At 40.1% G+C, this 11,685-nt stretch carries 13 protein-coding genes, 1 pseudogene and 1 riboswitch; of the genes and pseudogenes, 2 read left to right on the top strand and 12 right to left on the bottom strand.

Annotated features, from left to right (window positions below):
• The 5 genes and pseudogenes from XEN7305_RS27815 to XEN7305_RS18075 form a co-directional block, all read right to left on the bottom strand.
• A pseudogene (locus tag XEN7305_RS27815) lies at positions 1 to 122 on the bottom strand (bleomycin hydrolase); the annotation flags it as partial.
• A 273-nt stretch (positions 123 to 395) separates the two neighbouring features.
• Complete coding sequence (locus XEN7305_RS18090; RefSeq protein ID WP_006510938.1) at positions 396 to 914, bottom strand: GIY-YIG nuclease family protein; 519 nt, start codon at positions 912 to 914, stop codon at positions 396 to 398.
• 90 nt (positions 915 to 1,004) lie between these two features.
• Positions 1,005 to 1,328, bottom strand: a complete 324-nt coding sequence (locus tag XEN7305_RS18085) for a hypothetical protein (RefSeq protein WP_006510937.1) — start codon at positions 1,326 to 1,328, stop codon at positions 1,005 to 1,007.
• A 277-nt stretch (positions 1,329 to 1,605) separates the two neighbouring features.
• A complete protein-coding gene (locus tag XEN7305_RS18080; protein ID WP_006510936.1) occupies positions 1,606 to 1,929 on the bottom strand; it encodes a DUF4278 domain-containing protein in 324 nt (107 codons plus the stop codon).
• A gap of 37 nt (positions 1,930 to 1,966) precedes the next feature.
• A riboswitch (Glutamine riboswitch) is annotated at positions 1,967 to 2,030 on the bottom strand.
• Between the two features lie 71 nt (positions 2,031 to 2,101).
• A complete protein-coding gene (locus XEN7305_RS18075; protein WP_006510935.1) occupies positions 2,102 to 3,535 on the bottom strand; it encodes a carotenoid oxygenase family protein in 1,434 nt (477 codons plus the stop codon).
• A gap of 99 nt (positions 3,536 to 3,634) precedes the next feature.
• Here XEN7305_RS18075 and XEN7305_RS18070 point away from each other — a divergent pair, with 99 nt between their 5' ends.
• A complete protein-coding gene (locus tag XEN7305_RS18070) occupies positions 3,635 to 4,294 on the top strand; it encodes an isoprenylcysteine carboxylmethyltransferase family protein (RefSeq protein ID WP_006510934.1) in 660 nt (219 codons plus the stop codon).
• 1 nt (position 4,295) lies between these two features.
• Here the strand turns inward: XEN7305_RS18070 and XEN7305_RS18065 are convergent, their stop codons facing one another.
• From XEN7305_RS18065 to XEN7305_RS18035, 7 genes are all read right to left on the bottom strand, one after another.
• The gene (locus tag XEN7305_RS18065) at positions 4,296 to 4,931 is read right to left on the bottom strand and encodes a YqiA/YcfP family alpha/beta fold hydrolase (RefSeq protein ID WP_006510933.1); all 636 of its coding nucleotides are present in this window, start codon (positions 4,929 to 4,931) and stop codon (positions 4,296 to 4,298) included.
• A 133-nt stretch (positions 4,932 to 5,064) separates the two neighbouring features.
• Positions 5,065 to 5,670, bottom strand: coding sequence for an alpha/beta hydrolase (locus XEN7305_RS18060; protein ID WP_006510932.1), 606 nt, complete (start codon positions 5,668 to 5,670; stop codon positions 5,065 to 5,067).
• A 58-nt stretch (positions 5,671 to 5,728) separates the two neighbouring features.
• Positions 5,729 to 6,409, bottom strand: coding sequence for an alpha/beta hydrolase (locus tag XEN7305_RS18055; RefSeq protein ID WP_006510931.1), 681 nt, complete (start codon positions 6,407 to 6,409; stop codon positions 5,729 to 5,731).
• Between the two features lie 52 nt (positions 6,410 to 6,461).
• Positions 6,462 to 7,211 carry an alpha/beta hydrolase gene (locus XEN7305_RS18050; protein ID WP_006510930.1) on the bottom strand — a complete coding sequence of 250 codons (750 nt, stop codon included), beginning with the start codon at positions 7,209 to 7,211 and terminating at the stop codon, positions 6,462 to 6,464.
• 297 nt (positions 7,212 to 7,508) lie between these two features.
• Complete coding sequence (locus XEN7305_RS18045; RefSeq protein ID WP_006510929.1) at positions 7,509 to 7,877, bottom strand: Spx/MgsR family RNA polymerase-binding regulatory protein; 369 nt, start codon at positions 7,875 to 7,877, stop codon at positions 7,509 to 7,511.
• A 31-nt stretch (positions 7,878 to 7,908) separates the two neighbouring features.
• On the bottom strand, positions 7,909 to 9,027 hold the full coding sequence (locus XEN7305_RS18040; RefSeq protein ID WP_006510928.1) for a branched-chain amino acid ABC transporter permease: 1,119 nt from the start codon (positions 9,025 to 9,027) through the stop codon (positions 7,909 to 7,911).
• 53 nt (positions 9,028 to 9,080) lie between these two features.
• Positions 9,081 to 9,878, bottom strand: coding sequence for an RNA methyltransferase (locus XEN7305_RS18035; RefSeq protein WP_006510927.1), 798 nt, complete (start codon positions 9,876 to 9,878; stop codon positions 9,081 to 9,083).
• A 508-nt stretch (positions 9,879 to 10,386) separates the two neighbouring features.
• Here XEN7305_RS18035 and murA point away from each other — a divergent pair.
• Positions 10,387 to 11,664 (top strand): UDP-N-acetylglucosamine 1-carboxyvinyltransferase, encoded by a 1,278-nt coding sequence (murA, locus tag XEN7305_RS18030; protein ID WP_006510926.1) that lies wholly within the window; start codon positions 10,387 to 10,389, stop codon positions 11,662 to 11,664.
• Positions 11,665 to 11,685 lie beyond the last annotated feature (21 nt).

Here is an 11,685-nt window from a genome sequence, read left to right as displayed (position 1 = left end):
ACAGCATCAAGACGTTTGTTACCATCAGCGATGAATCCTTTAAGAGCAGAGATTTCTTCTGCACCGATACAAGCAGTTTTTGAATCAGCTGCGACTACAGCTCTAGAAAAAGCGTCAAGCATTGAGCTCTCCTTTAATAATTTGACAAATTTAAATCTTAATTAGGTGACGGTCGAGAAGCTTAACGAGTGACCTCGCATCGTTAGGAAGACCCAGATGTCAGCTCCTTCAATTCGAAGAACCCGCCCAACAGAATGGCTCGGGGACGAATGAGTTTTGACCTGTCGTTATAAAACATAAATGAGTTTGGTGTCTTTGGTCTCTTTTATTTACAACAAAGCAATATTCTGTAACATTTGATGCTTAATATTCTGTAACATAGAACCCCAATTCTTCTATTTCAAGTCCAAGAGCCCTTTTTCTTTGAGTTTAGGATTAAAACGCAAATCCATTGCCACTCCGCGATCGCTTAATTGCTGTTTGACAATGGTTTCGATACGTCTTGCAGCTTTTTTGAGAGTTTTACTCTGCTCTAGTTCGCCTCCGGCCAAATACTGAGCTTTTTCTGCTTCGCTCATCATTGGTTTAACATCAATTGCTTGAATCCAAGACCTCTCATCAGCTACGTTACCGATTGGCACTTTGCCATTTTCAGCAATCCAAGCTCGGCGAGTTTCTTCCAAAATAGTGCGGTTGGGGCGAGTAATTGTTTGCAGTTTCAACCAATAGCATTTTTGAGGTTGACGAACTAAATGCTGTTGGAGACTCAGATAAATATCCCGAGAATAACCGACAAATTGAAGTTCTTTTCCTTGATCAAAAATGGCATAAACCCCAATTTTTCTTTGCACATCTTCTGGGATACAACCATTATCATCAAGATAGGGCAGGTATTCTAGACTAGCTAGACTCATATTTTTGATTAAGTAATGATTAATGAGTAATGGGTAATGGGTAATGGGTTATTATCCAGTCAAGAGTTTCTAATCCCCAAATCGCCATTTCTACGAAATTTTTCGATAAATAGCACAGAGACGATTGGGTTTAACAATTTTGGCTTTAAACACAAAATTAGGCGGAACATTGATAATGGCGTAGTCGGGACTATTATGATAGGTCTCAAATTCGCTGGGCATCCCTTTGGGAGTATTTTGACTGTAAGGCACTGGTTGAAACACTAAACCAGTAAAGTCGACTGCTACAACGGACAATTGTTCACTAATCCTTTGCTTAAACGATTCACTACCGAGAAGACTAAATAGCAAGGACTGGGATTCTGGGCTAAGAACAACCTTAGTGTCAAAGCTCTCTAATATTTTAATAGCCATTTGATTTACAGACTAAAAGATCTGTAATTGATACGTAGAGCGATCGTAGCAGAAATCGAATTACTTAAAGATAAAAATTTTTTATTGATCCTGAGGGCCAGGCTAACAAAAAATATCAGAAATGACAATAGTGATTGTAGACATTAAATCTTAATAAAAGAGACCACCTATTTTGGATAAAGAATAGGTAGTCAGTAATTGGCAAATAATTTGGGGAGTCAGGGCATTATTAAAGATTGAAGATGCCCGCCCCAACTCCAACTATGAGAGGCCCGCCTTAGACTAAGCCAACCTCATGAGCAGTACGCACAAACATAGATGCTGCACGATTATGAATAGCTTTTTCTTTTCTCATCAACCGATAACGTGCTTGTTCCCGAATATTTGCTTCTGCCGCAGACTGTTCCTGGCCGCTTGTCGGTCGGTTACTATAAGCAACACCGCGATAAGTTAAATTCACAGGTGGCTGCAAGACAAGGGGCTTTTTGAGGTTATGAAATCGCCAATCCAGTCCACGAAACTTACCTGTAATTTTGCTTTCTGTGACTGCGACTTGTGGGGGATCATAGTCGTAACTTACACCGCGATAAACAAGTTTCATCTTTTCGCCTCCAATAATTATGGCATTTTAAGGTTGAGGCGCGTTCCTTCGGGAGTTTCCCTACTTCCGTCCCTCGAAAAGGTTATTGAAGGATGAACGATTGATTTACTTTCTGTATCCATTGTTACATTTTTAGATTTTAATGTCAAGGAGCAGTAACTTTTCTATGCCCTTATTTGCGACTTTCAAAATTTTCCTGCCATATGCCGTGAAAACTGTGGGGAATCGTACTGGGCAAAGCAAGACGACATAGCGGGTTTGCCTCTAAGCGATCACCCTGGTAAATTCTGACTTCACTATGATCGCTATTGCCATCGTAAACAACGCTTAGTAACCAGCCTGTTTCTAAATTTCCAGGTTGAGAGACGTAGATCGCTTCACTGGGGTAGATATGCATTCCCATGTCAGCAATGGTTACATTGCCAGTTTCTCTATCAAAACAGGCGATCGCGTTAAAAAATTCTTGTTCTGACATCACCCCCGAACCATGAGTCAGAAAATAGCTATAACGCCAGAGTTTGGATACTTGATGGGAAGCCACAATAGGGAATTCACAATGAAGATCTAATAATTGAGCATTTTTAGTAACTCGACCTGTTTGAGGATTTATTTTCACGTACCATAATCGACCCTTAGCCAAGGTTTTGGTCTGAGAGCTAGCAACTTCTTTGAGGTATTGATTTGTCGCAAAGTCGTCGTAGCGAACAAATTCGATCGCAATTTCGCCATCTTGATCTTCATAGCCATTGCTAAAATGCCATTGATACCAGGGCTCAGTTATTTCCTGACTCACTACAGATAGATTCTCGCGATCGCATATTAGTACTTGAGTACCCAATTGAGGTTGCCATTGCATCGCGTCACTAAAACATTTGATTCCCAAAATTACAGGAACGAGATTGATTCTGACGGGAGAAATCAAAAAGACCAAATATTTTTGGGTCAACACAAAATCGTGAATCAAAGGACATCCTGATAAATCGATAGAGTTTTGCCGAATAATTCTGCCTGTAGGAGCGCATCTATATAAATAAAGCTTGGTGGGTTTTCCTGGTGTGACACCGAAATTATAAATCTCGCCAGTATCAGGATCTACTTTCGGATGGGCAGAAAAAGAAGTTTCTAAAGTGTCACCTAAATTGTCAATTCCTTTGGTTTCTAAGCTATCCAAATCCAAAGCATAGGGTTTTCCCCCTTCCCAAAGAGCTAGAAGGCGATCGCTCAAAGGGAGAACAGAAGTATTAGCCGAATTCTTGGTTCCTTTGAGCCAATTATTCCAAAATCCACCTGGGGCGCTCATGCCATAGTTAGCATACAAATAACGTTCTGCTTTTGTTTCTGCTTGATATCCTGTAGTTTGGGCGTAACGATAGGTTGCGGTTGCTTGTCCTTCGGCAAAATTAACAGCCAAAATCGCCCCATCACCATCAAACCAATGCCCAACCTTTTGGCTTCCTCTACTTAATCTTGCTGGCCCATTACGATACAATGTCCCAGTTAACTGAGGGGGAATCTCACCTGAAATTAAGGGCAAAGGAGTTAGCGGAAATTCCCTTGCCGGTTTTGCTAGGACTTTTGACCAAGCAGGATTATTACTAGTTATCATGAATTTAATAATTATGGGAGAATAGATTCTGGGTCATTCACTTGCTAATTTTACTGAGAATTGTGTTGAGCCGAGATCTGAATAGTTAAAGGAAAAAATATGGAAACAGCAAGCAACTCTTCTGGCTTTCAGGTTACCCAACTTACCGCAATCAATGTGGCTAAAACCGTAACAATTTTATGCCTGATTGCCTTGGCCTTAATTTATGGAATAAATGATTATCGACAAGTCATCTATCTTTGTCTACATATTGGCTATTGTCTGTGGTGGCTGCTGGAACAATGGTTATTTCCCCAACGCCGTCAACAGCTCTTCACAGAGAAAATAGGCATGCCAGTTTTTATATTGGTTATTTTATTTGTTGGGATATTCTATTGCTTGCCCGGCTATCTTGCATTTACCAATTCAAACCCGATTTCTTACTGGAGTGTCGCCATTGCTTTGCCCCTATACATATTTGGCAGTCTTATAAACACGGGAGCAGATGTGCAGAAAATGACTGCTAAAAGTAAGGAAAATAGTTTGGTCAAAGATGGAATCTGGCGTTCAGTACGCCATGTAAACTATCTAGGAGACTTAATGCGTTATACAAGCTTCAGCGTTATTGCTGGTAATTTGTGGGCTTTTGCACTACCGGGAATCATTATATTGCTTTACTTACAGAGAATAAATGAGAAGGAGCAGACTATGGCAGCCAAATATCCTGAATTTGTGGCTTATCAGCAAAAAAGTAGTCGTTTGATACCTTGGATTTGGTAATTTACTTTATAGAGCAAAAAATTTTGGTTTCCTGCCAAATTATTGCCATTTGATCCCTCAGACTATGATCACTATTAAGGCTTATTAACTTGGTGTCAGGATGCTGCTTGGCATAGTCAACACTAGCTTGAAGAGGAATAATTTCATCATGTTCTCCGTGAAGAATTAAAGTCGGAATATTTCTTTGAAGTAGCGATTCTTCGTATTGAATAATATCTTCGTAAAAACAGTAGCTGAGTGGGACTAGCTCAGCTTCTCGATAGTGACAAACCGCTAAAAAACCAGACTCTTGCCATTGTTGTATTTGCTCTGCTCCCAATTTCTGACGCCAGTAAGCAACAAAATTGAATGCGGGAGCAAGTAACACTAAACGCTGTACCTGAGGATATTTTTCGGCAAGCCACACAGAAGTTAAACCCCCAAAACTTGAGCCAATTAAGGTGATAGGAGTAGAGTCATCGGCAAAGCCGGCAACTGTTTGATTTATTTGTCTTGTTAAAGTAAGACTGGTGAAATCATTTTGGTTGAGATCTAAGACTTGAAGGTTGATGCCTTGCTCTCGAAAGCGGTGCAGTAAATATTGAGCTTTATGAGATTGAGGACTCGAAGCAAATCCATGAAGATAGATATATTGCATCTATTTACTTAGATCTTGTTTAGTTGTTATAGCATTTCTCAGATTCATAAGATACAGTTCCCTGTTCCCTGTTCCCTAACACAAAGCCTTCTGTATCTCAGGGATTAAAGAAGAGCTATGCTGATTTAAAAAATCATTGTTCGCAGTCACAAACGACATCTTCTAAAAGAGATTTAGCAATTTCCCAAATAGGCAATATTTTTTCGACAAGTTGATTGGCATCGTTGTAAGTACCTTCCAAACCAGTTAGATCTACTTCTATACGCTTCTTGGGGTATTCACTTAATAATTCCATCATTGAAAGTTTTCGATCATTTTCATAGGAATTGACAACTGCTTCCTTGACTGCGTCGAGATCTTCTGTGCTAGAGGAAGAGTCAATAGCTTGATTGAGTTTCAGTAGCAGAAATTCCCCCGTCGTACTTTCAAGAACATCTTCAACTAAGCTACGACTAATATAAATTTCCTTGTTTAATAAATTACTTAAGAACTCGGGCACTTGTTCTGTATCATTAAAAAACTGCTGAAGATCAGGGGGAATTTCTCCAGTTTTGGCAAATTTCTTTAACTCCTTAGTTTTAATCGAAAATTCCGTTTCTTTATATTTGACATCAATTATCTTGGTCGCATTAGCATTACTGCTGAACAACAAACTGGCAACACTTCCGAGTAAGAGTGCCTGGGAAAAAGTAACTACACGATAAAAACCAATCTTCTGATTTTTGAGAGAGAAAAACATAGTACAACTCTTAAAACTTAAACTTAATTGAGAAAATAAAATATACGGTTCCGCAACATTATTCCTGGGGATAATTGGCGTCTATCTGAACTAAGCCAGACTCTGTGGAAGTGGTCGTTACTTCACAATCACAGACCATATCTTCTAAGAAATCCTTGGCGATCGCGATCGGTACTTCCAGAGCCTCTTCTGCGCGATTGAGAAAACCAAATACGCTTTTAGCTGTTTTCGCAATTAACCTCCCATCAACATACATTTTTTGAGTGGGATATTTTTGAAAAAATTCCAACAAAGTAATTTTTTCATCATCACTTGCAGAAAGAATTAAAGTCCCTCGTAAGGCAGGAATAATAGCCCTATTTGGTTTATATCTAGGATGAATTATTTGTCCAGCCTGAAACAGAGCATATTCTCCGGGCAGGCTATTGAGGACTTTATAGACAAATCGACTACTCAAACCTACTTCTTTAGTCAAAGCCTTACGAACATCTTCCGGATTTTGTTTAGCAATACCCACTAAAAAACTAATCGCAGCAGACATTTCTCCTGTTTCGACAAAGGTTTCTAAATCTTTGACCAAAATTGGCTGGTCCAAAAAACTGTAAGTGAGGACAATTTCTTCTGCAGCTACAACTTCATTGGGCTTAAGGGAAAATCCTGTACCAATTGCTAGGACTAAGAAGCCCGCTTGCAGCAATCTGGGTAATTTACGATGCAAGAAAGGTAAAGTCAGACTCATAATTATTAACTTGAAATGTGCAATAAAATATTATGGAAAAATCTGAAGATGATTATTCACTTACTCTTAAGATGTTCGAATTTCTGGCCGTGATGTCTGCCATAACTTCATCCTGAGTTCTCGGGGCCTTTTGGACTATAGAATTATAGTTCCGACAATCAGCATTGTTATTCGCTACTAAAATCGTTTCGCCATCTTCCGATAGTTGAGTGACTTGTTCTTCACATTCACAAACTAAATCCTGGACATAAGCTTTAGCAACTTCTAATGCAGGCAATACATCCTCAACAATAGCTACAACTTTATCGTAGGTTCCTTCTAAACTCGTAACATTTACTCGAATTTCTTTTTTGGGATATCTTTCTATTAATTCAATTAAAGAAACCCGATTATCGTCTTCATAGGCAGACACTAAGGTAGAACGAACATCATTAAGATCTCCGCTACTGGGGGAGTCATTAATTACTTCTTCTAATCTTCCAAGAATAAACTCCCCGATGGAACTTTCAAGAAAGCGCTCAATAAATTGGGGGCTGATTTTTAGCTCTTTACTGAGAATCACACTGATGTCACTAGGAACCTTATCTGTAGTATCGAATAGTTCTTGAATGGATAGAGGGACAACACCACTGCGAGCAAACCGACTCAGGTCATCAATTGTCACCAAAGCTGACCTTTCCTTGTATTGAAGCGTGATCAATTCCGTCGCATTAGCCCTACTACTTAGAGTTAATGTTGCCCCGACACCTAGAATTAATATTTGACCCAAGGAAATTAATTGCGAAAATTTTCGACGTAGCATGGACGTAAATTGCTCCTAAAAAAGACTATCCATCAAACAGCTGCTTGATTCTCTGAGACGGCAAACCCCATGACTGGTAAGTTACACAATGCTCTACTGTGATTAACAGAAAACAGACAGCAACGGAACGACCAGAGGTATCTCAGTTATCTGAAAAACTTTATGTTTCTTCTCGTAACATAGATATTATCGTTAGCCCCTGAGAGAAAATTAGTTTCGTTAGAATCTGTTACATTACGAATTTAATCTTTTTCAGATTACGTTACAAAATTTCACCAATAATTCTATATTGACTATCTAAACATCGCCATCAAGACCCAATTTAGCTCTTAGTTCTGATTCTTTTGCCTTAAAACCGACTAACACAGCCTGTCCATCCTTCACAAATAGAGGGCGTTTGAGCAGCATCGCATCTTTGCTAAATTCTTCTATCCAACGAGTATCATCCCAAGTTTTTTTCTCTTCCCCAAAAGCACGATAAGACTTTCCTGAGGTATTGCGCATTGGTTTAGAGCCCAAACTAGCAACCCAATCTGCGATTATTTTCTGATTGGGAGGATTGTCTTTAGTATTGATAAACTCATATTCAACAGAGTTATCTTTTAACCATTGAAACGCTTTTTTACAAGTCCCACAATTGGGTATCCCGTAGACTTTGATGCTCATAATTGTATATATGATAATTTTTGCTATTTTCCTATTTTCCCAAAGTAAGCTCCTCTTTTTTGCCTAAAATACCTTGAGGTCGCCAGATCATTAAAATCATCAAAATTAGACCAATCATCATAATCCGAAACGCACCTAATTGGGCATTATCGAACCAACCTAATTGGGGTAAATAAAACCGAGTCAAAGCATCATAAGCCCAAAAAATAATCACCCCCAAAAGGGTCCCGGGGTTACTCCCTGCGCCTCCTAAGACGACCATCGTCCAAACATTAAAAGTTACAAGAGGTTGAAAATTGCTGGGATAGACATTCGTTAGTTGCCAAGCGTAAAAAGCTCCGGCAATCCCTGCGATCGCACCGCCCAACATAAAAGACTGTAATTTATACCAAAACACGTTTTTGCCCAAGGCGCGGGGAATTTCTTCATCTTCGCGAATTGCCTTGAGGACTCTGCCCCAAGGAGATTTTACTAGTAGCTCCAAACCCCAGTAAATGAGGGCTAAAGTCAATAACACCAGCAACATCAACCCCGCTTTGTAGTTATAGTCCGATAGGGCGATACAGCCATTGATATAGACTGTCAAAATTAGTGCAAAACCGATCGCACCGTAAATAAGTAAACTAATCCGATTTGTTGGTTGATAACTTTTACCTTGAATTTTAGTTCCTTCACGCCATTGCGATCGCAGTCCGAAATATAATTGCCAGACAGCAAAGATTGCCAAAGCAGTTAACAATCCCACCAGAAATATAGTGCCAATAAGACCAGGTTCAAATCTTGCTAGAGGCAAAGGAAAACGCTGCACGCCAAAAGCACCTTTGGTTAGCCATTCTTCATTTAAGGCAATCAAGCGAATTAACTCCGAAACCCCAATAGTGACAATTGCGAGATAATCTTCCCGCAACCTCAAAGTAGAGATCCCGATCAGGAGACCCAATAAAGAGGCGATCGCTGCCCCAATTATTACCGCCAGGAATAGAGGCACACCCTGAGAACTCAACAAGACAGTTGTGTAAGCGCCTACGGTCATAAATGCCACATGGCCAAAATTAATTAGGCCAGTAAAACCCCATTGCAAATTCAAGCCCAGGGCAAAAATGCCAAAGAAACCAGCCGAAATTGTCAAGAAAACTAAATAACCAACCATGTTTAAGGGATGAGGGATGAGGGATGAGGGATGAGGAAAATTACTGCTAAATCTTAAATGGTCAATGATTGCCTTTTGGCTTCGTATAATAACAGAGAATTCGCGATCGCAACATTTAGAGATTCTACTTCATTAGCAACAGGAATCGTGACTTGTTCATCGGCTAAAGCAATTAATTCTGGGGATAAGCCCGCCCCTTCGTTGCCCAATAAAATCAAACTGGGACGCTGGAAATCTAATTCCCAATAGGTTTTAGTTGCCGTGGGAACTGTGGCGATCACTTGAATTTGGTGTTGTTGATGTTCTCGGACTATGTGAGCTAAATCATTAGTGACGGCAATCGGTAAACGAAACCATTCACCCACAGAAGCTCGAATCACTTTGGGGTTATCAAAATCCACACTATCTTGGCTCAACCACAACCCATCAACCCCTGTGGCCACTGCTGTCCGAATTATAGTGCCGAGGTTGCCTGGATCTTGTAATCTTTCGACGGCCAAAGCTAATTTTGTGTTCGAAACCTGAGGTGTTTTCGCTGGTTGACGAACTGCTGTGGCTACCACTCCATCAGGACTTACCGTTGTTGCGATCGCAGATAGCAAATCGGGACTAACTAACTCTAATTTTGGGGCTTTAACAGAAATTTTCTGCCACAATTGCCGATGACTTTCTTGCCATTTCTCAGTATAAAGAACAATATGTAGGGGATAATCTAATCTTTCTGCCGTCGCGATTGCGTTGGTTCCTTCGAGTACAAGCAAATTTTGTTTACGTCTTTCCTTACTTCGTCGGAGTTTACGAATCTCCTTGATTAGAGGATTTTTAAGACTAGTAAGAATTGTTTTAGTCATCTACGGAAAGATTGGGAAGATAGAAATAACCTAGATTCTTTCTGGATTTCTCATAATTTATCATTTAACTCTTATTCTTAAGAAAACTTTCCTTGTCCAACCAATTATATGGTTCCTAACTCATTTTTCTTAATTTAGTTGACGAATTGCCGATCATAAAGCAATACTTTGGTTGCTGAATGAGCAATGGGAGATTTGGGACTTGGTACTTGAGATTTGGCACTTAAAACCGAATTTCGGACTAAAGACATTAAAACCTGAGTCTAGCCCGGCTCACAGCTTATATCCAATACTTTATATCTAATCGCCAAGAGATTTTTAAGATTATTGTGAATCGAAAACCATAATCTGGGTAACTTACTAGGAATAATGTCTCTATAGCAAAACTTGATTTAATCAGTGATTGTTGTAAAGATCACTACAAATAATTTCATTTTTATATACAAAAGTTAATAATAATCCGGAGGACAAAACCATTAACTCTATCTCTAAATTGGCACAACCAACAATGGTCCAAGATTCAGTACAACCTGTTTTAGAAATTTGGGGTGGTCACTCCCTGCAAGGCGATGTCACTATTAGTGGAGCAAAAAATTCTGCTTTAGTCTTAATGGCAGGTTCTCTATTATGTCCCGAGGATTGTCGGTTGCGCAATGTCCCCGAGCTTGCAGATATCAAGAAAATGAGTCAGATTCTCACAGCTTTGGGGGTGAAACTGATCAAAAACGGCAATACCCTTGATATTGATGCCAGAGATATTAATCCAACCCAAGCTCCCTATGATCTAGTTTCCCAACTCCGAGCGAGTTTCTTTGCCATTGGCGCATTGCTGGCAAGATTTGGCAATGTTCGCATCCCTTTACCAGGAGGTTGTGCGATTGGAGCAAGACCTGTAGATCTTCATGTTAGAGGCTTACAAGCTATGGGCGCGCAGGTTCTTATCGAATCAGGCATTGTCCATGCCCATGTTACAGGGCGCGATCGCAGATTGCAGGGGGCCAATATTTACCTCGATTATCCCAGTGTAGGAGCAACCGAGACTCTTTTAATGGCTGCTACCTTAGCAAATGGAGAAACGATTATTGAAAATGCAGCACAAGAGCCAGAAATTGTTGATTTGGCTAATTTCTGCATTGCCATGGGAGCAAAAATTACTGGGGCTGGTACTAACAAAATTATTATTTCCGGTGTCGAGCGCTTGCATTCTGTTGATTACCAAGTTATCCCCGATCGCATTGAAGCTGGAACATTTTTGGTTGCAGGAGCGATTACCCAATCAGAAATTACTGTTTCTTCGGTTATCCCCGAGCATTTAGTCCCGGTAATTGCCAAATTAAAGGCAATTGGTTGTCAAGTAGTTCAAGAAGACAGCGATTGTTTGCGCTTAATTCCTGGTGAGTTAAAAGCTACTGATATTGAAACTCTCCCCTATCCTGGGTTCCCCACCGATATGCAAGCTCAGTTTATGGCACTTTTAAGTGTCAGTGATGGCTATAGCGTAATCAGTGAAACAGTATTTGAAAATCGCCTGCGTCATGTTGCCGAATTGCAGCGGATGGGAGCTGATATTAGAATCAAAGGGCATCATGCCATGATTAATGGGGTTGCCTTTCTTTCTGGAGCACCAGTTATGGCAACAGATTTAAGAGCTTCTGCGGCATTGGTCTTGGCAGGATTAGCGGCTCAAGGAAAAACAATTGTTAGCGGTTTGCACCATCTCGATCGCGGATATGAGAACATTGAAAGCAAATTAGTCAAACTTGGGGCGAAAATACAACGAGTTTAAAATGAGGGCAGAGGTCAGAGG

Source organism: Xenococcus sp. PCC 7305, assembly GCF_000332055.1.
Taxonomy (GTDB): Bacteria; Cyanobacteriota; Cyanobacteriia; order Cyanobacteriales; family Xenococcaceae; genus Xenococcus.
This window is presented reverse-complemented; position numbering and strand designations above follow the sequence as displayed.

Excerpts from the sequence above, each read along its gene's own strand:
- XEN7305_RS18090 (WP_006510938.1), bottom strand. The coding sequence starts at position 914 with ATGAGTCTAGCTAGTCTAGAATACCTGCCCTATCTTGATGATAATGGT.
- XEN7305_RS18085 (WP_006510937.1), bottom strand. The coding sequence starts at position 1,328 with ATGGCTATTAAAATATTAGAGAGCTTTGACACTAAGGTTGTTCTTAGC.
- XEN7305_RS18080 (WP_006510936.1), bottom strand. The coding sequence starts at position 1,929 with ATGAAACTTGTTTATCGCGGTGTAAGTTACGACTATGATCCCCCACAA.
- XEN7305_RS18075 (WP_006510935.1), bottom strand. The coding sequence starts at position 3,535 with ATGATAACTAGTAATAATCCTGCTTGGTCAAAAGTCCTAGCAAAACCG.
- XEN7305_RS18070 (WP_006510934.1), top strand. The coding sequence starts at position 3,635 with ATGGAAACAGCAAGCAACTCTTCTGGCTTTCAGGTTACCCAACTTACC.
- XEN7305_RS18065 (WP_006510933.1), bottom strand. The coding sequence starts at position 4,931 with ATGCAATATATCTATCTTCATGGATTTGCTTCGAGTCCTCAATCTCAT.
- XEN7305_RS18060 (WP_006510932.1), bottom strand. The coding sequence starts at position 5,670 with ATGTTTTTCTCTCTCAAAAATCAGAAGATTGGTTTTTATCGTGTAGTT.
- XEN7305_RS18055 (WP_006510931.1), bottom strand. The coding sequence starts at position 6,409 with ATGAGTCTGACTTTACCTTTCTTGCATCGTAAATTACCCAGATTGCTG.
- XEN7305_RS18050 (WP_006510930.1), bottom strand. The coding sequence starts at position 7,211 with ATGCTACGTCGAAAATTTTCGCAATTAATTTCCTTGGGTCAAATATTA.
- XEN7305_RS18045 (WP_006510929.1), bottom strand. The coding sequence starts at position 7,877 with ATGAGCATCAAAGTCTACGGGATACCCAATTGTGGGACTTGTAAAAAA.
- XEN7305_RS18040 (WP_006510928.1), bottom strand. The coding sequence starts at position 9,027 with ATGGTTGGTTATTTAGTTTTCTTGACAATTTCGGCTGGTTTCTTTGGC.
- XEN7305_RS18035 (WP_006510927.1), bottom strand. The coding sequence starts at position 9,878 with ATGACTAAAACAATTCTTACTAGTCTTAAAAATCCTCTAATCAAGGAG.
- murA (WP_006510926.1), top strand. The coding sequence starts at position 10,387 with ATGGTCCAAGATTCAGTACAACCTGTTTTAGAAATTTGGGGTGGTCAC.